This is a genomic window from Streptomyces sp. MMS24-W38, from assembly GCF_059889265.1.
Map to the genome: position 1 here is coordinate 2,496,221 of NZ_JCBCPP010000001.1, position 20,623 is coordinate 2,516,843.

19 protein-coding genes are annotated in these 20,623 nt (G+C 67.9%); 5 read left to right on the forward strand and 14 right to left on the reverse strand.

Translation table 11 applies throughout. The annotated features are described in order from the left end of the window. Positions 1-2 precede the first annotated feature (2 nt). The gene (rplC, locus tag AC6F7H_RS10055; RefSeq protein WP_500756631.1) at positions 3-647 is read right to left on the reverse strand and encodes a 50S ribosomal protein L3; all 645 of its coding nucleotides are present in this window, start codon (positions 645-647) and stop codon (positions 3-5) included. Positions 648-665: 18 nt separating this feature from the next. After that, positions 666-974 (reverse strand): 30S ribosomal protein S10, encoded by a 309-nt coding sequence (gene rpsJ, locus AC6F7H_RS10060; protein ID WP_003948644.1) that lies wholly within the window; start codon positions 972-974, stop codon positions 666-668. 590 nt (positions 975-1,564) lie between these two features. On the opposite strand from rpsJ, the gene AC6F7H_RS10065 reads away from it, so the two are divergent. Next, positions 1,565-1,780 carry a hypothetical protein gene (locus AC6F7H_RS10065; RefSeq protein WP_500756633.1) on the forward strand — a complete coding sequence of 72 codons (216 nt, stop codon included), beginning with the start codon at positions 1,565-1,567 and terminating at the stop codon, positions 1,778-1,780. 28 nt (positions 1,781-1,808) lie between these two features. On the opposite strand, the gene AC6F7H_RS10070 is transcribed toward AC6F7H_RS10065, so the two are convergent. Both AC6F7H_RS10070 and gdhA read right to left on the reverse strand, forming a co-directional pair. Then, complete coding sequence (locus tag AC6F7H_RS10070; RefSeq protein WP_500756635.1) at positions 1,809-2,141, reverse strand: cupin domain-containing protein; 333 nt, start codon at positions 2,139-2,141, stop codon at positions 1,809-1,811. A gap of 111 nt (positions 2,142-2,252) precedes the next feature. Further along, positions 2,253-3,611, reverse strand: coding sequence for an NADP-specific glutamate dehydrogenase (gene gdhA / locus AC6F7H_RS10075; protein WP_500756637.1), 1,359 nt, complete (start codon positions 3,609-3,611; stop codon positions 2,253-2,255). 453 nt (positions 3,612-4,064) lie between these two features. Here gdhA and AC6F7H_RS10080 point away from each other — a divergent pair, with 453 nt between their 5' ends. Next, positions 4,065-5,348, forward strand: coding sequence for an FAD-binding oxidoreductase (locus AC6F7H_RS10080; RefSeq protein ID WP_500756638.1), 1,284 nt, complete (start codon positions 4,065-4,067; stop codon positions 5,346-5,348). Between the two features lie 91 nt (positions 5,349-5,439). On the opposite strand, the gene AC6F7H_RS10085 is transcribed toward AC6F7H_RS10080, so the two are convergent. The 3 genes from AC6F7H_RS10085 to AC6F7H_RS10095 are packed head-to-tail and all read right to left on the reverse strand — an operon-like array spanning position 5,440 to position 7,741. Further along, on the reverse strand, positions 5,440-6,447 hold the full coding sequence (locus tag AC6F7H_RS10085) for an ABC-2 membrane transporter-related protein (protein ID WP_500756639.1): 1,008 nt from the start codon (positions 6,445-6,447) through the stop codon (positions 5,440-5,442). Beyond that, positions 6,444-7,340 carry an ABC transporter ATP-binding protein gene (locus tag AC6F7H_RS10090; RefSeq protein WP_500756641.1) on the reverse strand — a complete coding sequence of 299 codons (897 nt, stop codon included), beginning with the start codon at positions 7,338-7,340 and terminating at the stop codon, positions 6,444-6,446. Before AC6F7H_RS10090 ends, AC6F7H_RS10085 begins: the two co-directional genes overlap by 4 nt. Further along, entirely contained in the window at positions 7,337-7,741 is a 405-nt protein-coding gene (locus AC6F7H_RS10095) for a GntR family transcriptional regulator (RefSeq protein WP_500756642.1), read from the reverse strand. The genes AC6F7H_RS10090 and AC6F7H_RS10095 overlap by 4 nt, the downstream gene beginning before the upstream one ends. Before the next feature lie 351 nt (positions 7,742-8,092). On the opposite strand from AC6F7H_RS10095, the gene AC6F7H_RS10100 reads away from it, so the two are divergent. From AC6F7H_RS10100 to AC6F7H_RS10110, 3 genes are all read left to right on the forward strand, one after another. Beyond that, positions 8,093-8,461, forward strand: a complete 369-nt coding sequence (locus AC6F7H_RS10100) for a PadR family transcriptional regulator (RefSeq protein ID WP_500756643.1) — start codon at positions 8,093-8,095, stop codon at positions 8,459-8,461. Continuing rightward, a complete protein-coding gene (locus AC6F7H_RS10105) occupies positions 8,458-9,489 on the forward strand; it encodes a response regulator (protein WP_500756644.1) in 1,032 nt (343 codons plus the stop codon). The genes AC6F7H_RS10100 and AC6F7H_RS10105 overlap by 4 nt, the downstream gene beginning before the upstream one ends. 265 nt (positions 9,490-9,754) lie before the next feature. Continuing rightward, positions 9,755-10,039 (forward strand): hypothetical protein, encoded by a 285-nt coding sequence (locus tag AC6F7H_RS10110; protein ID WP_500756645.1) that lies wholly within the window; start codon positions 9,755-9,757, stop codon positions 10,037-10,039. A 41-nt stretch (positions 10,040-10,080) separates the two neighbouring features. Here the strand turns inward: AC6F7H_RS10110 and AC6F7H_RS10115 are convergent, their stop codons facing one another. From AC6F7H_RS10115 to AC6F7H_RS10145, 7 genes are all read right to left on the reverse strand, one after another. Beyond that, on the reverse strand, positions 10,081-10,971 hold the full coding sequence (locus tag AC6F7H_RS10115; RefSeq protein WP_500756646.1) for a hypothetical protein: 891 nt from the start codon (positions 10,969-10,971) through the stop codon (positions 10,081-10,083). 209 nt (positions 10,972-11,180) lie between these two features. Beyond that, positions 11,181-12,374 carry an elongation factor Tu gene (tuf, locus tag AC6F7H_RS10120; RefSeq protein WP_363040992.1) on the reverse strand — a complete coding sequence of 398 codons (1,194 nt, stop codon included), beginning with the start codon at positions 12,372-12,374 and terminating at the stop codon, positions 11,181-11,183. Positions 12,375-12,529: 155 nt separating this feature from the next. Then, complete coding sequence (fusA, locus tag AC6F7H_RS10125; protein WP_500756647.1) at positions 12,530-14,656, reverse strand: elongation factor G; 2,127 nt, start codon at positions 14,654-14,656, stop codon at positions 12,530-12,532. A 39-nt stretch (positions 14,657-14,695) separates the two neighbouring features. Then, entirely contained in the window at positions 14,696-15,166 is a 471-nt protein-coding gene (gene rpsG, locus AC6F7H_RS10130) for a 30S ribosomal protein S7 (protein WP_003992340.1), read from the reverse strand. 2 nt (positions 15,167-15,168) lie between these two features. Then, complete coding sequence (rpsL, locus tag AC6F7H_RS10135) at positions 15,169-15,540, reverse strand: 30S ribosomal protein S12 (RefSeq protein ID WP_003948652.1); 372 nt, start codon at positions 15,538-15,540, stop codon at positions 15,169-15,171. 328 nt (positions 15,541-15,868) lie between these two features. After that, positions 15,869-16,441, reverse strand: a complete 573-nt coding sequence (locus AC6F7H_RS10140; protein WP_109381566.1) for a DUF1707 and DUF4190 domain-containing protein — start codon at positions 16,439-16,441, stop codon at positions 15,869-15,871. A gap of 227 nt (positions 16,442-16,668) precedes the next feature. Continuing rightward, positions 16,669-20,568 carry a DNA-directed RNA polymerase subunit beta' gene (locus AC6F7H_RS10145; protein ID WP_500756649.1) on the reverse strand — a complete coding sequence of 1,300 codons (3,900 nt, stop codon included), beginning with the start codon at positions 20,566-20,568 and terminating at the stop codon, positions 16,669-16,671. Positions 20,569-20,623: the final 55 nt, after the last annotated feature.

Here is a 20,623-nt window from a genome sequence, read left to right on the forward strand (position 1 = left end):
CCTCAGGCCCCCTTGGCCGCGGTGCGGACCAGGACGAGGCCGCCGTTCGGACCGGGGACCGCGCCCTTGATGAGCAGCAGACCCTTCTCCGCGTCAACGGCGTGGACGGTCAGGTTCTGGGTGGTGACCCGCTCGTTGCCCATGCGGCCCGCCATGCGCTGGCCCTTGAACACACGACCCGGGGTGGCGCAACCGCCGATGGAGCCGGGCATGCGGTGCACGCGCTTGGCACCGTGCGAGGAGTTGTTGCCCTTGAAGTTGTGGCGCTTCATGACGCCGGCGAAGCCCTTGCCCTTGCTCTTCGCCGTCACGTCGACCTTCACGCCGGCCTCGAACACCTCAGCGGTGACTTCCTGGCCCAGCGTGTACTCGGAGGCGTCCGCGGTACGGAGCTCGACGAGGTGGCGACGGGGGGTGACGTCGGCCTTCGCGAAGTGGCCCTTGAGGGGCTTGTTCACCTTGCGCGGGTCGATCTCACCGAAGGCGATCTGCACGGACTCGTAGCCGTCGACGTCGTTCGTACGGACCTGGGTGACGACGTTGGGCCCGGCCTTGAGGACGGTGACGGGAACAACGCGGTTGCTCTCGTCCCACACCTGCGTCATGCCGAGCTTCTCGCCCAGGATGCCCTTGATCTGCTTGGTCATCTCTCAGATCACCGGCCCTCAGAGCTTGATCTCGATGTCGACACCGGCCGGGAGGTCGAGTCGCATCAGAGAGTCAACGGTCTTGGGAGTCGGGTCGAGGATGTCGATGAGGCGCTTGTGCGTGCGCATCTCGAAGTGCTCGCGCGAGTCCTTGTACTTGTGCGGCGACTTGATGACGCAGTACACGTTCTTCTCAGTGGGCAGCGGCACCGGGCCCGCGACCGACGCACCAGTACGCGTCACCGTCTCGACGATCTTCTTCGCCGAGGAATCGATGACCTCGTGGTCGTAGGCCTTGAGCCGGATGCGGATCTTCTGTCCCGCCATGGCTACTTCGTAGTCCTGTCTCTCGTAAACGCTCCGGAACCCGGTGTTCCCGCCCTCCCCTCCGACCCACGCGGTCGGGCGTGTCGCGCTCCCGCTGACACGGATGTCCCTTGTCGGAACTTCCCTGCATGGGGAGTGCGGACCCTTCCGGAACCGCGGCTGGGGGCGAGAGGCCCACCGGGCGCCTGGCCTGCACCCCGCTGACGCTTCCCGGAAGATTCCCGTACGTCCGCCCCTGCACCTCTCGGTGCAATGCATGGGACGACGAGTACTGTGGGACTCGCTTCCGGTCCTCCCGGCGGGAGACGCGCAGCATCGGCACTCGACCGAGCAACCCCGCTAGTTTGCCACAGAGGGCAGGGGGCTGGCCAATCGGGCGGATGAGAATACCCCGGGTGAGACGTAGGTCAAACACGGGAGCATCCGGGCCCCGGCTCGCAGCCTCGGAACCGCGCCGCCGGGTGACTTACAGATCCTTTGGGTATGGATCATTCTCCCGTCGGGTGATCCCGATGAGTTGCAGCACACAGCGCGGTATGAGCAGGGCAGACTGCCCCCTCACGGATCACGGACGCCGGGAGGGCCCGATCATGGTCAGGGTGAGGCTGGAGACCAGCCGTGAGCCTGTGGCCGAGCTGGCACGTCTACGGGATCCGGTGGGTGCGGTCGAAGAGCTGCCGTGGAACGCCCTCGACACGGACGGCGGATGCGTCCTCGTCCCGTCGTTCCACAACGGCAAGGGCCGGCTTGTGAACCGCCTGGCCGGCGGTCTCCTGGCAGACATCGCCATCGCGGCCGTCGGGTGACCTGTCCCCATGCCGTGGGGCCATCCGGTCAGGCCTTCTTGGCGACCGTGAGGATCACCGCCGCGTCCTCCAGGGCTTCCAGGGCGTGGCGGGCCGGTGGGATGGCGAGCAGGTCGCCGGTCCGGCCCTCCCACGAGGCGCCGCCGCTGGTGAGGCGGACGCTACCGCTCAGGACCAGCAGGGTCGCCTCGCCGGGGCTGTCGTGCTCCGCGAGGGAGGTGCCGGCGGTCAGAGCGAGGAGGGTCTGGCGCAGGGTGTGCTCGTGGCCGCCGTAGACCGTGCTCGCGCTGCGGCCGGTGGAGCCGGCGGCAGCGCGTTCGAGGTGCTCACGGGCGAGGGCGTCGAGGGAGAGCTTCTGCATGCGTCCCAGTCTCCCCGGCCGCGCGAGGCGCACACCAGGGCCATGTGGGGCACCCCTCCTCAGCCCGGGCGGGGAAGGGCCCTCGCCCTTCCCCGCCCGGCACCGGCACCGTCAGATGACGCCCTGCGCCAGGATCGCGTCCGCGACCCGCTCGAAGCCGGCGATGTTCGCGCCCGCGACGTAGTCGCCGGGGGCACCGTAGCGGTCGGCGGTCTCGGCGCACGTGTTGTGGATGTCAATCATGATGCGGGCCAGCTCGTTCTCGACCTGGTCGGCCTTCCACGTCGTGCGCGACGCGTTCTGCGTCATCTCCAGCGCGCTGACCGCGACCCCGCCCGCGTTCGCGGCCTTGCCGGGCCCGAAGGCGACTCCGGCCTTCTGGAAGAGCTGCACGGCATCCGGCGTCGTCGGCATGTTCGCGCCCTCCGACACCGCCTTCACGCCGTTACGGATGAGTACGGCGGCGGCGTCCGCGTTCAGCTCGTTCTGCGTCGCCGACGGCAGGGCGATGTCGGCCGGGACCTCCCAGACCCGCCCGCCGGGCACGAACCGCGCGGAGGCGCCACGCCGCTCGGCGTACGCGCTCACCCGGCCGCGTTCGACCTCCTTGATCTGGCACAGCAGCTCCAGGTCGATGCCCTTCTCGTCGAACACGTAGCCGCTGGAGTCGGAGCAGGTCACCGGGTTGGCGCCGAGGGCCGTCAGCTTCTGGATGGTGTAGATCGCGACGTTTCCGGATCCGGAGACGACCGCGGTCTGGCCCTCCAGTTCCTCACCACGCTCGTGCAGCATCGCCTCCGCGAACAGCACGTTGCCGTACCCGGTCGCCTCCGGCCGTATCAGCGAGCCGCCCCAGCCGGCGCGCTTGCCGGTCAGGACGCCGCCCTCCCAGCGGTTGGTGATCCGCCGGTACTGGCCGAACAGGTAGCCGATCTCGCGGGCGCCGACACCGATGTCGCCCGCCGGTACGTCGGTGTACTCACCGATGTGCCGGTACAGCTCCGTCATGAACGACTGACAGAAGCGCATGACCTCCGCGTCGCTGCGGCCCTGCGGGTCGAAGTCGCTGCCGCCCTTGCCACCGCCGATGCCGAGCCCGGTCAGCGCGTTCTTGAAGACCTGCTCGAAGCCGAGGAACTTGATGATCCCGAGGTTCACCGAGGGGTGGAAGCGCAGACCGCCCTTGTACGGGCCGAGGGCGCTGTTGTATTCGATCCGGAACCCCCGGTTGACGTGAACACACCCCTGGTCGTCCTGCCACGGCACCCGGAAGATGATCTGCCGCTCCGGCTCGATGAGCCGCTCGACGAGCCCCGGTTCCGCGTACTCCGGACGCGCCCTGAGCACCGGCCCGAGGGTGTCCAGCACCTCGCGCGCGGCCTGGTGGAACTCGGGTTCGGCCGGATTGCGACGCAGGATCTCGGTACGCAGGTGCTCGAGCGAGGAGGTGAACTCGGGTCGTGAAGTCACGGGGTCCCTTTCTGGCGCGGCTGACACCGGAACAGGCCCGGTGATGGGCGCGCGGCGCCATTGCCTCGCGCAGGACGGCGACCGCCTCGTGGATTTTCGATACAGCAGTCGACCCTTCAGTGTTACTCATGTGTTAAGCGGAAGGCCAAGGGCCTCGCACAATTGTCCGCCATTCGAGACTCTTCGTACGAAGCGCGGGACGGTCGGCACGGTGCGCAGAGAGCCCGAATGGCACCTCCTCCCGCCAGGCGTGATGCTGAAAACCGGGAGGTGATCCCCATGAGCGGGAGTCACAGCCACAGCGGCACGCCGGTCCGGAGGGAGGAGGGACGGCGTGGCAGGGAGGCGGATGTTCCGAGTTCTCTCGTGGACGCGTTCGCCTCCAGGTTGCGGGGGCGGATCGTCCGGCCCGGGGAGGCCGACTACGAGCCGGCACGAAAACTCTGGAACGGCATGATCGACAGGCGTCCGGCACTGGTGGCCCGGTGCGCGGGCGACGAGGACGTGGTCGCCGCGGTCGACTTCGCCCGCGACAACGAGATGCTCGTCGCCGTGCGCGGGGGCGGACACGGCGTCGCCGGTCAGGCGGTCTGCGACGGTGGTCTGGTCATCGACCTGTCGGAGATGCGAGGGGCCGATGTCGACCCGGAGGGGCGAAGGGCGGTCGCGCAGGGTGGCTGCACGTTGGGGGACATCGACCGGGAGACCCAGCGCCATGGGCTCGCCACTCCGTTGGGCGTGGTGACGGAGACGGGAGCAGCCGGCCTGACCTTGTCCGGGGGAATAGGCTGGCTCCGGCGCAAACACGGGCTGAGCTGCGACAATCTCCTGTCCGTACGGGTTGCCACCGCTGACGGGCGCCTCCTGGTCGCCGACGAGACCCAGCACCAGGACCTCTTCTGGGCGGTCCGGGGCGGTGGCGGCAACTTCGGCGTCGTCACCTCGTTCGAGTACCGCCTGCACCCCCTCGGGCCGGAGGTCTTCCTCTGCTTCGTGCTCTACCCCGCAGACCGCACCAAGGAGGTGCTGCGGGCCTGCGAGCACTACCTGTCCCAGCGGCCGGACGACTTCGCCCCGATCGGAGTCCTCGGGAAGGTCCCACCGGTGGAGCCCTTCCCGCCAGAGGCACACGGGAAGGACTTCACAGCCCTGCTCGCGCCGTACCCGGGCGACCCGGCGGACGGCGAGCGACTGCTCCAGCCGCTGCGAGAGATCGCCGACCCGATCTGCGACCTCAGCGGCCCCATGCCCTACACGGAAGTCCAGGCGATCCTGGACGCGGACTACCCCGACGGCCTGCACTACTACTGGAAGTCCGTGAACGTGCCCGAGCTCAGCGACGAGCTGATCGAGCGGCTCGCCGAGCGCGCCGCCGCGGCGCCTTCGCCCCGGAGCACCATCGACGTCTGGTACCAGGGCGGCGCCATGGCCCGCGTCGGCGAGGAGGAGACCGCCTTCGCCAACCGCGACGCCCCCTACCTGCTCGGAATCGAGGCGAACTGGGAGGCGGAGGCCGACTCGGCCGAGAACATGACCTGGGTGCGCGGCACCTTCGCCGACCTGAAATCGTTCTCCGCCGGAGGCGTCTACCTCAACTTCCCCGGTTTCCTCGAGGAGGGCGAGCAACTCCTGCGCCAGGGCTACGGCATGAACTACGAACGCCTCTCGGCAGTCAAGGCGAAGTACGACCCCGCGAACCTCTTCCACCTCAACGCCAATATCAAGCCGAAGAGTTGATCGACACCGCTCACGTCTGGCAGCAGCGTCGCGAGTGGGCAGCCGGGACCCGGCTGCCCACTCGCCGGCCGTCCCGTGTCGGGGGCGTCTGTCAGTTCAGTCGGCGGCGGATCCACCAGGCGCAGAACCCGGTCAGGGCCAGGGCGAGGCCGAGGTAGATCCCGGTCTCGGCCCATTGCAGGGCCCAGAAGTCGCCGGCGGGGTGGTACGTCACCTGCTGCTGGTAGCCCTGGGCCCCGAGGTCGGCGATGCAGCGCTCGACGTGCTGCAGGCTGGGGACGTCCGACTCGCCGTACAGGCAGTCGCCGAAGGACGACGGCGGGGAGGACGGCTGACCGGCGGCGTTCAGTGTCTGTTGGGAGGTGATCCAGGCACCGGGCAGATCGGGGTGCACGACGATCTCCTTGGCGCTCTCGTCCTGGATGCTGATGGGGATGCCGGGCTCGATCGGCACGGTGGTCCGGTCCGGGCTGATCAGATGAGGTCGGACCCACATCGGCACAGTGATCTGGACGGCGGCGTAGAGGGCGGGCGTGGTTGCCATCGCGGGCAGGGTGCGGCGGATGACGAGGCCGAGGGCGACGCCCAGGACGAAGGCGAAGGCGGCATGGGCGACGGGGACGACACCCCGTGCGACGAAGGCCACGGGGTCGAGCCGCGAGAAGTACGTGTCCGTCGGGCCACCTCCGTCGACGGCCCGGTCGATGGGGCTGCTCCACCAACTCACCGCGAGTGCGGCCAGTCCGGCGGCGGTCATGGCGGCCGCCGCGCCGATGCCCAGCTTGGTCGCCAGCCAGCGGGTGCGGGTGACGCCCTGGTTCCACGCGAGGTGGTGGGTGCCGGTCTCCAGTTCACGGGCGATCAGCGGCGCGCCCCAGAACATCCCGATGACCGCCGGCACGGCGAGCACGACCATCAGTCCGGCGTAGTAGAGGGTCTGGTCCGAGCTGGAGATCCGGTCCGCCAGGCTGTTGCCGGTGGCTCGGTGGAGGTCGGCCAGCTGCGGGCCGGTGACCGCGAGGGCGGCGGCGAGGGCGGCCACGACGGCGAACACCACGGCGGCCTGGGTGCGGAACCGGCGCCAGGTCAGCCAGATCATCGGAGGGCCTCCAGCGCGGGTCGGGTGTCGCGGACCGCATCAGCGGGTCGGGCCATGTAGGCCAGGACGATGTCTTCCAGACCGAGGGGGCTGACGGTCCAGGAGGGATCGTTGACGGGAGCCTCGGTGCGCACCAGGAGGGTGGTCTGGCGGTCGGTGTGGCTGGCGGTGATGACGTGCTGACCGGCCGGAAGGGTGGCCGGGTTCCGGCGCGGGCTGGTGAGCCGGTGGTGACGGGCGACCAGGTCGTCGATGTCGTCGGCCACCCGCACGTGGGAGTCGACCAGCACGATGACGTAGTCGCAGGTCCGCTCCAGGTCGGAGACCAGGTGGGAGGAGAGCACGACGCTCAGCTCGTGCTCGGCGACGGCCTCCATCAGGTCCTGCATGAACTCCCGCCGGGCGAGCGGGTCGAGGGCCGCGACCGGCTCGTCCAGGATGAGCAGCTCCGGGCGTTTGGCGATGCCCAGGGTGAGGGCGAGCTGCGCGCGCTGGCCACCGGACAGCTTGCCGGCCTTCTGCTTGGGGTCCAGGCCGAGGCGACGGATCCGCTCGCGCGCCACGACGTCGTCCCAGTTCGCGTTGAGGCGCCTGCCGAAGTCCAGGTGGTCGGCGACGCTCAGCGTGGCGTAGGTGGGGGTGTCCTGGGCGACGAAACCGACCTTGGCCAGCTGCTCCACACCCGCGGCGGGTCGGCCGCCGCACACCTCGATGGCGCCGGCCGTCGGGGTGAGCATGCCGGAAGCCAGGTGCAACAGGGTCGACTTGCCGGCCCCGTTGGGGCCGACCAGGCCGACCACGCGCCCGGCCGGGACGTCCAAGTCGCAGTTCTGCAGCGCCCACCGCTGCTTGTACCTCTTGCCCAGACCCTGGGCCCGTAAGACAGCGCTCACGCTACGTCCTCTCCGGCGGCGTTACGAAAGGTGTCCATGAACAGCGCCTCGATGCTCTCCTCGTCGAGCCCGGCAAGGCGCGCCTTGGTCAGCCAGCGGCGCAGGTCCTTGCGGAGCGGTCCGTGCGCGGCGAGCGATGCGTCGGCCAGCGTCCGGGTCACGAACGTCCCGACGCCCGGCCGGGCGGCCACCAGCCCGTCGTGCTCCAGCTCCCGGTACGCCTTGAGCACGGTGTTCGGGTTGATCGCCAACCGTCCCGCCACGTCCTTGACCGTCGGAAGCCGGTCCCCCTCCTTCAGCAGGCCCAGACGCAGCGCATGCCGCACCTGCTGCACCACCTGCTGGTACGGAGACAGACCGGACTGGCTGTTGAGGTGGAACTCAATCACCGGTTCCTCCATTCGTCTAGCTGCCTAGCACTTTAGTCTCCTAGAGTAATCACAAGTCAAGGAAGGCGATGCGCCGGCAGCCGGAACCGGCCTCGCAGCGCGTCGCTCGAGCTCGCCATCGCCTGCCGACACCCACCACCGTGATCACGAACCCGCAGGCCGGTGGCGACCTGTTCGATGCGCCGCGATCGACGGCGTACGGACACCTCGACGCGAACCCTCACTCCGCCCGGACGGCGAGGCCGAGCGCCTGCCGCACGTGCAAGCCCGTCCCGTGGAACTCCAGGTCACCCTTCACCACATACTCTTGACACCCGACTATTCTGAATTTCAGACTAGTCTTGATCGAGAAGGGGTCGATGCATGGGCGACATCCAGCCCGCATGGCTCCGCGCCGTCCTGCCGTTGTGCCTTCTGGCCACGCTGGAGCGCGGAGAGAGTTACGGGTACGCGCTGCTCCAACAGCTCGCGGAATCGGGACTCGGCACGGTCAAGGGCGCCGTGCTGTACCCGGCACTGACGCGGCTCGCCGACGAGGGTGCGGTCGAGGTCCGCTGGGCCCCGGGAGAGGGCGGCCCCGGCCGGAAGTACTACCGGCTGACCGATGCGGGGCGAGGCCGGCTGGCACGGGAGCGCCAGGCATGGCAGGAGTTCCGCACGGCGGTCGACACGGTGGCGGCGTTCCCGGCCGGCTCCACCGCCACACCTCATGAACAGGAGAAAGACCGATGACGAAGGCCGCCGCCGGTACCCGGCCGGGTCACAGCGACCGGGCCGCCTGGACCGACAAGCTGGGACTGGAACTCACCCTCGTGCACAACGTGTCGCGCGAGCTGGTGAACCGTGTGCTGGAGGAGGTCGCCGAGGCGGTCACCGAGACGGGACAGCCGGCGGAGGAACTCTTCGGCCCCGCCGAGGAGTACGCCGCCGTGGTGGCCGCCGAACGGGTCGACGCCGGGCACCGCAGCACACGCGACTTCGAGGGCAGGACACCGGCCACACATTTCCGGCAGGGCATGGTGGCCGGAGGCATCGCCGTCCTGATCATGGCCGCGGTGGGAACGTTCAACGGTGAGGAACTGTCCGGCGCCTCGACTCTCCTCCTGTCCCTCTCCACGTCCGTGTTCGTGGCCGTCGGCTTCGCGGTCTTCCCCGCCCTGCGCGCGGCCGGACGAACCCGGGCCGCCTGGCTCTACGGCGCCGTCGCCGGCGTCATCACCGTGGCCGGCGTCTACCTCGCAGCCCTCCCCGCGATCCGGGACGCGCACTCCTTCCCGTTCCCCCCGATCGCGGCGGCAGGGTGCGGGGTACTGCTCGGGGCCCTCGGGCCGGCCATACCCGCGCGGGTGGTGAACCGGTGGTTCTCCCCCGGCGAAGGCCGACGGCTCGATGATGAGCAATGGCTGCGCCGACTGGGCGAGTTGCTGTACGGGCGGCACGGCCTCCCCCTGCGCACCGCACAGCGGCATGTGACCGAGGCGCGGGAACACCTGGCGGCCACCGGACTCGGCGCACAGCAGGAACTCGGCCAGGTGGAGGTCTACGCCATGGACCTGACCGACGGCCCGGGCCGGGACGTCCAGCGGCTCCGCCACCAGTTCCTCGGCGCACTCTCCGCCATGGCCGTCTTCGCCGTGTTGTTCACCCTCACCTTGCTGGACTCCGACAACGGCGGCGCGGCGCCCTGGGTCCACGCGGTGCTCTTCGTCTGCGCCACCGCCTGGACGATCGTCCTTTTCCGGAGGACGAGGGTCCGGTGACCCACGCGGGCCGTCTTCGACGGTCATGCGAAAAGGTCCGCAGCGGGGCCGTGGCCGCCGGGCTGCGCGAGGCGGTGCGGTCGGCAGGCGGTCAGGTGCTCGGCGAGGACGAGTGGGTCGCGGCCACCTGCCCGGAGACCGACCGTTCGACCCGGCTCGGCCTTCTGCTGGTGCTCGGCATCGCCCTGCTCCGCATCGGCGTCTCCCTGGTCAACACGATGGTGATGGCCATCTCCGACCGGGTCCGTGACCTGGCGGTGCTGCGATGGCCGGAGCCACCAACGGGCAGGTACTGCGGCTGGTGTGTGCCGGGTCGCTGCTGGTCGTCGCGGTCGGAGCACTGCTGGGACTGGTCGTCGCCGCGCGCGACCTGACCGGGACGTGGGCGGCGCTGGGCCTGCTCGCGGTGCACCCCACACCCGTGTTGCCGTGGCCGACGATCGGCGCGGTCGTCGGCGCCTGGACGCTCCTCGCGGCACTCGCTTCGGTCGCCCCGGCCGGCCTGGCCCTACGGCGCCGTGCGGTGGAACTCACGGGCATCCGCACATGACCACCCTTCCCGACGCGTCGCTGCCGCGCCGCCGAACCGGCTCAGCCCGCCTCACCCCTCGCGAAGACCTCCGCCGCCGACATGGCCGTGATGGCACGCACGAACCAGAGGCTCAGCGTGTCGAGGTCGGTGCACCCGAGGATTCGCTCACGCTCCGCCTCGGAGACCTCGACCTCCCGGCGCTCCAGCAGAAGCAGGATGTCGTCGGCCTTGCCCTCTGCCTTGCCCTCCGCCCGAAGGTTCTGGGCGGTCTGTGACTGGAAAAAGGAGAGGTCTACGGACATGAGTTGCCTCCAGAAATCCGCGGCCGGCGCCTTGCCGAGGCCTTGTTCCGTGAGCTCGATGAACTTACCTGCGGTGCTCTCGTCGTCGGCCGACAGGCCTTTCAGTGCCACGGCCAGTGCCTTCAGTATCACATCGGCATCCGGGTCACGGCGGTGCAGAGCCGCTGAGAGAACCGTGAGCGGAATGTCACGAGCGGCCTCGTCGGGGTCGAAGACCACGGGCACCTCATCCGGCCCGAGGACCAGGGGACGCAACGTGAGTGAGGGCCACTGCGGCGGGCCGATGTCGACATGCCGAGCCGCCCAGGAAGCGGTGCGCCGGTCCGCACAGACGACGAGGAGAACCGGAGGCAAACGGTATTTCGTGTACAGATGCGAGAGGTAATAAGCCCAACTCGCGGGCTTGTCGGGGTCCCGCTTGCCCTGTGACTCAATGGCCAGGACAAAGCTGCCGTTGTCGGCGGTGTCCATCCGCAGCAGCGTGTCCACCCTGCGCTCTACCGGGCGGTTCTCGGTGAGGTCGGTGGAGAGGGCGGAGGCCGAAAGCGGGGTGGCGAAGAGGACTCCGAGCCCTTTGACGGCACGCGCGAAGAGGCCCGGATCTTCCTGGAAGATCCGGTGCAGGGCCTCGTGGAATGAGCTGACCATGATCCGAAACTAGGGACGTTCCTCGGCCCATGACCCGCATATGCCAGTACTTCCCGCGATCGGGTGACGGACAGGGTCCGGCACTTGACGTCGGCCCGCCCGCCTGCGCGTCCGCCAAAATACGAAAAGGCCCGCACGACCGAAGTCGTGCGGGCCCTCTCAGGTGCTCGCGGTGGAGCTACCAGGTCGGATCAGCAAGCAGCCGGAGCTTACTTGTTGATCTTGGTGACCTGGCCGGCGCCCACGGTCCGGCCACCCTCGCGGATGGCGAACTTCAGGCCCTCTTCCATGGCGATGGGCTGGATGAGCTCCACCTTCATCTCGGTGTTGTCACCCGGCATGACCATCTCGGTGCCCTCGGGGAGGGTCACGACGCCGGTCACGTCCGTCGTACGGAAGTAGAACTGCGGGCGGTAGTTGTTGAAGAAGGGGGTGTGACGGCCACCCTCGTCCTTCGACAGGATGTAGGCCTGGGCCTCGAACTCGGTGTGCGGGGTGACCGAACCGGGCTTGATGATGACCTGGCCGCGCTCGACGTCCTCGCGCTTGATGCCGCGGAGCAGCAGACCGACGTTCTCACCGGCCTGGCCCTCGTCGAGCAGCTTGCGGAACATCTCGATGCCGGTGACCGTGGTGGTGGTCTTCTCCGGCTTGATGCCGATGATGTCGACGGTCTCGTTGACCTTGAGGACACCACGCTCGATACGGCCGGTGACGACCGTACCGCGACCGGTGATCGTGAAGACGTCCTCGATCGGCATCAGGAACGGCTTGTCGACGTCACGCTCGGGAGCCGGGATCGACTCGTCCACGGCCTTCATCAGCTCGAGGACGGTGTTGCCCCACTCCTTGTCGCCCTCGAGGGCCTTCAGAGCGGAGACCTTGACGACGGGAACGTCGTCGCCCGGGAACTCGTACTCGGAGAGGAGCTCACGGACCTCGAGCTCGACGAGCTCCAGGATCTCCTCGTCGTCCACCATGTCGGCCTTGTTCAGGGCGACGACGATGTACGGAACGCCGACCTGGCGGGCCAGGAGCACGTGCTCCTTGGTCTGCGGCATCGGGCCGTCGGTGGCGGCGACCACGAGGATGGCACCGTCCATCTGGGCGGCACCCGTGATCATGTTCTTGATGTAGTCCGCGTGACCGGGGCAGTCAACGTGGGCGTAGTGACGCTGCTCGGTCTGGTACTCGACGTGCGAGATCGAGATCGTGATACCACGCTGGCGCTCTTCGGGCGCCTTGTCGATCATGTCGAAGGCCGAGGCCTCGTTCAGGTCCGGGTACGCGTCGTGCAGCACCTTGGTAATGGCGGCCGTGAGGGTCGTCTTACCGTGGTCGATGTGACCGATGGTGCCGATGTTGACGTGCGGCTTAGTCCGCTCGAACTTCGCCTTCGCCACTGGGGTCCTCCTGTGGAGTGGTTCTGTACGCCTTACTCATCGGCGCCAGGTGATCTTTGCTGGAAAGCCCGGGGCCGGGGGCATTCCACCGGGTTTGCGGCGGAATGCCCCAAGCAGGCTCCGGGGTCAAGCCTAAAGCGTGTGAACGGAGTCCGTTACTCGCCCTTGGCCTTCGCGATGATCTCCTCGGCGACGTTCCGCGGAACCTCGGCGTAGGAGTCGAACTGCATCGAGTAGCTTGCGCGACCCGACGTCTTGCTGCGGAGGTCCCCGACGTAGCCGAACATCTCCGAAAGGGGCACGAGGCCCTTCACGACGCGAGCACCGGCCCGCTCCTCCATGGCCTGGATCTGGCCACGGCGGGAGTTGATGTCGCCGATGACTTCACCCATGTAGTCCTCGGGCGTGGTGACCTCGACGGCCATCATCGGCTCGAGGAGCACGGGCGAAGCCTTGCGCGCGGCCTCCTTGAAGGCCTGCGAACCGGCGATCTTGAACGCGAGCTCGGAGGAGTCCACCTCGTGGTAGCCACCGTCGAGAAGCGTGACGCGGACGCCCGTCATCTCGTAGCCGGCGAGGATACCGAACTGCATGGCCTCCTGCGCACCGGCGTCCACCGAAGGGATGTACTCCTTCGGCACACGGCCACCGGTCACCTTGTTCACGAACTCGTACGAGGTGTCGCCGCCCTCGATGGGCTCGATCGCGATCTGCACCTTGGCGAACTGACCGGTACCACCGGTCTGCTTCTTGTGGGTGTAGTCCACGCGCTCGACGGCCTTGCGGATCGTCTCGCGGTAGGCGACCTGCGGCTTGCCGACGTTGGCCTCGACCTTGAACTCACGGCGCATACGGTCGACCAGCACCTCGAGGTGCAGCTCGCCCATACCACCGATGATGGTCTGGCCGGTCTCCTCGTCCGAGTGGACCTGGAAGGACGGGTCCTCCTCGGCCAGGCGCTGGATCGCGACGCCCAGCTTCTCCTGGTCGCCCTTCGACTTGGGCTCGATGGCGACCTGGATGACCGGCGCCGGGAAGTCCATGGACTCCAGGATCACCGGCTGCTTGTCGTCGGACAGCGTCTCACCGGTGGTGGTCTGCTTCAGGCCCATGACGGCGACGATGTCACCGGCGACCACCGACTCGATCTCCTCACGCTTGTTGGCGTGCATGCGGTAGATCTTGCCGATGCGCTCCTTCTTGCCCTTGACGGAGTTCAGCACGGCGGTGCCGGACACCAGGCGGCCCGAGTAGACCCGGACGAAGGTGAGCTTGCCGAGGTGCGGGTCGCTCATGATCTTGAACGCGAGGGCCGACAGCGGCTCGTCCTCGGACGGCTTGCGCTTGATCACGACCTCGGGGTCCTTGACGTCGTGGCCCTCGATGGCCTCGATGTCGAGCGGGGTCGGGAGGTAGCGCACGACCGCGTCGAGCAGGGGCTGAACGCCCTTGTTCTTGAACGCGGTGCCGCAGAACACCGGGGTGACCGTGGTGTCGGTGGACTTGCCGGACGCGATGGTGATGCGACGGATCGCGGCGTGCAGCTGCTCCTCGGTGGGCTCCTGGCCCTCCAGGTACAGCTCCATGATCTCTTCGTCGTTCTCCGCGACGGCCTCGATCAGCTTGCCGTGCCACTCCTCGGCGGCCTCGGTGTGCGTGGCCGGGATGTCGACGACGTCGTACATCTCGCCCTTGGCGGCCTCGGCGGACCACACGAGCGCCTTCATGCGGACCAGGTCCACGACGCCGTTGAAGTCGGCCTCGGCACCGATCGGCAGCTGCATGACCAGCGGCTGCGCACCCAGGCGGTCCTTGATCATGTCGACGCAGCGGTGGAACTCCGCGCCGGTACGGTCCAGCTTGTTGACGAAGCAGATACGCGGCACACCGTAACGGTCGGCCTGACGCCACACCGTCTCGGACTGCGGCTCGACACCGGCGACACCGTCGAACACGGTCACGGCACCGTCGAGCACGCGCAGGGAACGCTCCACCTCTACGGTGAAGTCGACGTGCCCCGGGGTGTCGATGATGTTGATCGTGTAGTCGTTGTCCTCGAGCGGCCAGTGACAGGTCGTCGCAGCAGAGGTGATCGTGATGCCACGCTCCTGCTCCTGCTCCATCCAGTCCATCGTGGCGGAACCCTCGTGGGTCTCGCCGATCTTGTACGACACGCCGGTGTAGAACAGGATCCGCTCGGTGGTGGTCGTCTTGCCCGCGTCGATGTGGGCCATGATCCCGATGTTGCGGACCTTGGCCAGGTCAAGTGAAGTGGTAGCCATAAGGCTTCAGTCTTCTCTCGGTCTCGATGTGGGTAGCGACTACCAGCGGTAGTGCGCGAAGGCCTTGTTGGACTCGGCCATCTTGTGCGTGTCCTCGCGCTTCTTCACAGCGGCACCGAGGCCGTTGGAGGCGTCGAGGAGCTCGTTGAGCAGACGCTCGGTCATGGTCTTCTCGCGACGGGCGCGGGAGTAACCGACGAGCCAGCGCAGCGCGAGCGTGTTGGCGCGACCGGGCTTGACCTCGATCGGCACCTGGTACGTCGCACCGCCGACGCGGCGGGACTTGACCTCGAGGGTCGGCTTGATGTTCTCCAGCGCGCGCTTCAGCGTGATGATCGGGTCGTTGCCCGTCTTCTCACGCAGACCCTCCATGGCGCCGTACACGATGCGCTCGGCGGTGGAGCGCTTGCCGTTCAGCAGCACCTTGTTGATCAGGGAGGTCACCAGAGGAGAACCGTAGACCGGGTCGATGATGACCGGGCGCTTCGGGGCGGGGCCCTTACGAGGCATTCTTACTTCTCCTTCTTGGCGCCGTAGCGGCTGCGGGCCTGCTTGCGGTTCTTGACACCCTGGGTGTCGAGGGAACCACGGATGATCTTGTAACGAACACCCGGCAGGTCCTTCACACGGCCGCCGCGCACGAGCACGATGGAGTGCTCCTGCAGGTTGTGTCCCTCACCCGGAATGTAAGCAGTGACCTCGATACCGCTGGTCAGACGCACACGCGCGACCTTACGGAGGGCCGAGTTCGGCTTCTTCGGGGTGGTGGTGAACACACGCGTGCAGACGCCACGACGCTGAGGGGAACCCTCGAGTGCGGGCGTCTTGTTCTTCTCGACCTTGTCCTGCCGGCCCTTACGGACCAGCTGCTGGATCGTAGGCACTACTTCTCCGGTTTCTGTGTGCCGATAGGTACAGCTAACCTGGAACGCCACCGACCCACGCGGTCGGGTGTGTCGAATCCCGCGGACTCCCGCCGCAAGGCAGAAAGAAGCGCATGATCGCGGTGGCCGTTCACAGCCCCCGGCGCGGTCTGACGGCACACGCGGAGGCCAGGGCACACCCCAGGCACAAGGTCTGAGCGTACCTATAGCATTGGCTGCGGTCAAAACAAATGGGCCGTCACCCCGCCTCCGCGCGGAGCGAGTGAAGCCCGTGAAAGGGAATGATCTTCGAAAGGGTGGCTCGGGCCCCTTTCCGTTCCCCCACGCGTCACACCGCCGCGATACCGAACATGACCAACAGGAACAGGAAAGCGGCCCAGCCGGCCACGGACAGCCAGCCGAGCACCAGCCCGGCCACCGCGAGCCCGTCCCCCTGATCCCCCGAGCGCCGGATCTCCGCACGGGCCATGTGCCCCAGCACCACGGCCGGGATGCCGGTCACCCCGCCCGTCGCCAGGCACAGCACCCCGCACACCATGGACCCGATCGCCTTCTCGTTGGTCTTCTGCCGGGGCAGGAACGTCGCCGGCGCCATGGGGACGGCGTGCTGCTGCACCACCGCGGTCTGCGGCACGGGGCCCTGCGGCAGATCGGCCACCAGCAGCGAGAGATCCGCCACCGTACGGGCCTGGTAGGCCCGCGCCACCCGCCGCTCGAGCTCCTGCTGGTCCAGACGGCCTTCCGCGTACCCGGCCCGGAGCACGTCCACGGTGCGCTCCCGGTCCGCGTGCGAGGCCAGCATCGGGGGCCCGCCCTGCTGCGGCCCGCCCGGTCCACCCCACGGCTGTGGAGCGCCTCGCCCCTGCCAGGGCTGCCACGACGGATACGGCGACTGCGACACCAGGTACCTCCCCCGACTGCACACGTCATTCCATCATGCGCCCACGCAAAGCCTTACGGCATGGGCTACACGTCACGAAACCGGTACAGGTCACCGGTACAGGTCACTCGTACAGCTCACGGATACGGATCGCGGATACGGATCGCGGATACGGATCGCGGAACGCCGCAGGGCGGCCACCCCATGGTGTACGGGGTGACCGCCCTGCGGTACTTCAGCCGACTCGCCTACTGGTTGTACGGACCGTAGTCGTAGTCCTCCAGCGGAACGGCCTGGCCGGAGCCCGTGCCGAACGGCGAGTAGTCGATGTCGTCGTAGCCGACGGCCGAGTACATCGCGGCCTTGGCCTCCTCGGTCGGCTCGACCCGGATGTTGCGGTAACGGGACAGGCCCGTACCGGCCGGGATGAGCTTACCGATGATGACGTTCTCCTTGAGGCCGATCAGGGAGTCGGACTTGGCGTTGATCGCCGCGTCCGTGAGGACCCTGGTCGTCTCCTGGAAGGACGCCGCCGACAGCCACGACTCGGTCGCCAGCGAGGCCTTGGTGATACCCATCAGCTGCGGACGACCGGAGGCCGGGTGACCGCCCTCCTGGACCACACGACGGTTCTCGGTCTCGAACTTCGAGCGCTCGACCAGCTCGCCGGGCAGCAGCTCGGCGTCGCCGGACTCGATGATCGTCACGCGGCGGAGCATCTGCCGGATGATGATCTCGATGTGCTTGTCGTGGATCGACACACCCTGCGAGTTGTAGACCTTCTGGACCTCGCCGACCAGGTGGACCTGGACGGCCCGCTGACCCAGGATGCGCAGCACGTCGTGCGGGTTGGTGGCACCCACGGTGAGCTTCTGGCCCACCTCGACGTGATCGCCCTCGCCGACCAGCAGACGGGCGCGCTTCGAGATCGGGAACGCCGTCTCGTCGCTGCCGTCGTCCGGGGTGACGACGATCTTCTTCGTCTTCTCGGTCTCCTCGATCCGGACGCGGCCGGCGGCCTCGGAGATCGGGGCGACACCCTTCGGGGTCCGGGCCTCGAAGAGCTCGACGACACGCGGCAGACCCTGGGTGATGTCGTCACCGGCCACACCACCGGTGTGGAAGGTACGCATCGTCAGCTGGGTACCGGGCTCACCGATGGACTGGGCGGCGATGATGCCGACCGCCTCACCGATGTCGACCAGCTTGCCGGTGGCCAGCGAACGGCCGTAGCACATGGCGCAGGTGCCGACGGCGGACTCGCAGGTCAGGATCGAACGGGTCTTGACCTGCTCGACGCCGTGGTGCACCAGCTGCTCGATGAGCACGTCACCGAGGTCGACGTTGGCCGGCGCGATCACCTTGCCGTCGATGACGACGTCCTCGGCGAGCATGCGGGCGTAGACGCTGGTCTCGACGTCGTCCGCCTTGCGCAGGGTGCCGTCGGCCTCCCGCGTGGCGATCCGCAGCTTCAGACCGCGGTCGGTGCCGCAGTCCTCCTCGCGGATGATGACGTCCTGGGAGACGTCGACCAGACGACGGGTGAGGTAACCCGAGTCGGCGGTACGCAGGGCGGTGTCCGCCAGACCCTTACGGGCACCGTGCGTGGAGATGAAGTACTCCAGCACGGACAGACCCTCACGGAACGAGGCCTTGATGGGCCGCGGGATCGTCTCGTTCTTCGCGTTCGACACCAGACCACGCATACCGGCGATCTGACGCATCTGCATCATGTTGCCTCGTGCGCCCGAGTTCACCATCATGAAGATCGGGTTGGTCTTCGGGAAGTTGTCGTTCATCGCCTCGGCGACCTCGTTGGTCGCCTTGGTCCAGATCGCGATGAGCTCCTGCGTGCGCTCGTCCTTGGTGATCAGACCGCGCTCGTACTGCTTCTGGACCTTCTCGTCCTGCGCCTCGTAGCCGTGGACGATCGCCTTCTTCGCCTCGGGAACGACGACGTCGGAGATGGCGACGGTGACGCCGGAACGGGTCGCCCAGTGGAAGCCGGCCGCCTTCAGGTTGTCGAGCGTCGCCGCCACGATGACCTTCGGGTAGCGCTCGGCGAGGTCGTTGACGATCTCGGAGAGCTGCTTCTTGCCGACCTCGTCGTCGACGAACGGGTAGTCCTCGGGCAGCAGTTCGTTGAAGAGCGCACGGCCCAGGGTGGTGCTCAGCCGGAAGCTGTCACCCTGCTGCCACTCCGGCTCATCCGCTTCACGCGCCGGCGGCGTCCAGCTGCGCGGCGGGATGGTGCCGACCGGGAAGCGGACGTCGATCTTCGACTGGAGCGACAGCTCGCCCGCGTCGAAGGCCATGATCGCCTCGGCGACCGAGGAGAAGGAACGCTCCTCGCCCTTGAGGTCTCGCATCTCGCCGTCGGTGGTGAGGAAGAACAGACCGAGGACCATGTCCTGGGTCGGCATCGTCACCGGACGGCCGTCGGCCGGCTTGAGGATGTTGTTCGAGGACAGCATCAGGATGCGGGCCTCGGCCTGCGCCTCCGCGGACAGCGGCAGGTGCACGGCCATCTGGTCACCGTCGAAGTCCGCGTTGAACGCGGTGCACACGAGCGGGTGGATCTGAATGGCCTTGCCCTCAACCAGCTGCGGCTCGAAGGCCTGGATGCCGAGGCGGTGCAGCGTGGGCGCACGGTTCAGCAGCACCGGGTGCTCGGCGATGACCTCTTCGAGGACGTCGTACACCACGGTGCGGCCGCGCTCGACCATGCGCTTGGCCGACTTGATGTTCTGCGCGTGGTTCAGGTCGACCAGGCGCTTCATCACGAACGGCTTGAACAGCTCCAGCGCCATCGCCTTCGGCAGACCGCACTGGTGCAGCTTCAGCTGCGGACCGACGACGATCACGGAACGCGCGGAGTAGTCCACGCGCTTGCCGAGCAGGTTCTGACGGAAGCGGCCCTGCTTGCCCTTGAGCATGTCGGACAGCGACTTCAGCGGACGGTTGCCGGGGCCCGTCACCGGGCGGCCACGACGGCCGTTGTCGAAGAGCGCGTCGACGGCTTCCTGGAGCATGCGCTTCTCGTTGTTCACGATGATCTCGGGCGCGCCGAGGTCGAGAAGCCGCTTCAGGCGGTTGTTGCGGTTGATCACGCGGCGGTACAGGTCGTTCAGGTCGGAGGTCGCGAAGCGGCCACCGTCCAGCTGCACCATCGGACGCAGGTCCGGCGGGATGACCGGCACGCAGTCCAGCACCATGCCCTTGGGGCTGTTGCTGGTCTGCAGGAACGCGGAGACGACCTTGAGGCGCTTGAGCGCACGGGTCTTCTTCTGGCCCTTGCCGGTGCGGATGATCTCGCGGAGACGCTCGGCCTCCTCCTCGAGGTCGAAGGACTCCAGGCGCTTCTGCAGCGCCGCGGCACCCATCGAGCCGTCGAAGTACGTGCCGAAGCGGTCACGCAGCTCGCGGTAGAGCAGCTCGTCGCCCTCGAGGTCCTGGACCTTGAGGTTCTTGAACCGGTTCCACACCTCGTCGAGACGGTCGATCTCGCGCTGCGCGCGGTCGCGCAGCTGCTTCATCTCGCGCTCGGCGCCCTCGCGCACCTTGCGGCGCACGTCGGCCTTGGCGCCCTCGGCCTCGAGCTCGGCGAGGTCCATCTCGAGCTTCTTGGCGCGGGCCTCGAGGTCGGCGTCGCGACGGTTCTCCACCTGCTGGCGCTCGACGGAGACGTGCGCCTCCAGCGAGGGCAGGTCGCGGGTGCGGCGCTCCTCGTCGACGTACGTGATCATGTACGCCGCGAAGTAGATGACCTTCTCCAGGTCCTTCGGGGCGAGGTCGAGCAGGTAGCCGAGGCGCGACGGAACGCCCTTGAAGTACCAGATGTGCGTGACGGGCGCGGCCAGCTCGATGTGGCCCATCCGCTCACGGCGCACCTTGGCGCGCGTGACCTCGACGCCACAGCGCTCGCAGATGATGCCCTTGAAACGGACGCGCTTGTACTTGCCGCAGTAGCACTCCCAGTCCCGGGTCGGACCGAAGATCTTCTCGCAGAAGAGTCCGTCCTTCTCGGGCTTGAGGGTGCGGTAGTTGATGGTCTCGGGCTTCTTGACCTCGCCGTGGCTCCACTGACGGATGTCGTCCGCGGTGGCCAGGCCGATCCGGAGCTCGTCGAAGAAGTTGACGTCGAGCACTATGCGTCAATCCCTCTCAGGGTCGTAAGTCGTGGGGTCTGAAACGGGGGTCCTG

Excerpts from the sequence above, each read along its gene's own strand:
- rpsJ (WP_003948644.1), bottom strand. The coding sequence starts at position 974 with ATGGCGGGACAGAAGATCCGCATCCGGCTCAAGGCCTACGACCACGAG.
- rplC (WP_500756631.1), bottom strand. The coding sequence starts at position 647 with ATGACCAAGCAGATCAAGGGCATCCTGGGCGAGAAGCTCGGCATGACG.
- AC6F7H_RS10110 (WP_500756645.1), top strand. The coding sequence starts at position 9,755 with ATGGCCGGAGCCACCAACGGGCAGGTACTGCGGCTGGTGTGTGCCGGG.
- AC6F7H_RS10095 (WP_500756642.1), bottom strand. The coding sequence starts at position 7,741 with ATGGAGGAACCGGTGATTGAGTTCCACCTCAACAGCCAGTCCGGTCTG.
- fusA (WP_500756647.1), bottom strand. The coding sequence starts at position 14,656 with ATGGCTACCACTTCACTTGACCTGGCCAAGGTCCGCAACATCGGGATC.
- AC6F7H_RS10080 (WP_500756638.1), top strand. The coding sequence starts at position 4,065 with ATGATCGACAGGCGTCCGGCACTGGTGGCCCGGTGCGCGGGCGACGAG.
- AC6F7H_RS10105 (WP_500756644.1), top strand. The coding sequence starts at position 8,458 with ATGACGAAGGCCGCCGCCGGTACCCGGCCGGGTCACAGCGACCGGGCC.
- AC6F7H_RS10100 (WP_500756643.1), top strand. The coding sequence starts at position 8,093 with ATGGGCGACATCCAGCCCGCATGGCTCCGCGCCGTCCTGCCGTTGTGC.
- rpsG (WP_003992340.1), bottom strand. The coding sequence starts at position 15,166 with ATGCCTCGTAAGGGCCCCGCCCCGAAGCGCCCGGTCATCATCGACCCG.
- AC6F7H_RS10065 (WP_500756633.1), top strand. The coding sequence starts at position 1,565 with ATGGTCAGGGTGAGGCTGGAGACCAGCCGTGAGCCTGTGGCCGAGCTG.
- AC6F7H_RS10085 (WP_500756639.1), bottom strand. The coding sequence starts at position 6,447 with ATGATCTGGCTGACCTGGCGCCGGTTCCGCACCCAGGCCGCCGTGGTG.
- AC6F7H_RS10070 (WP_500756635.1), bottom strand. The coding sequence starts at position 2,141 with ATGCAGAAGCTCTCCCTCGACGCCCTCGCCCGTGAGCACCTCGAACGC.
- AC6F7H_RS10115 (WP_500756646.1), bottom strand. The coding sequence starts at position 10,971 with ATGGTCAGCTCATTCCACGAGGCCCTGCACCGGATCTTCCAGGAAGAT.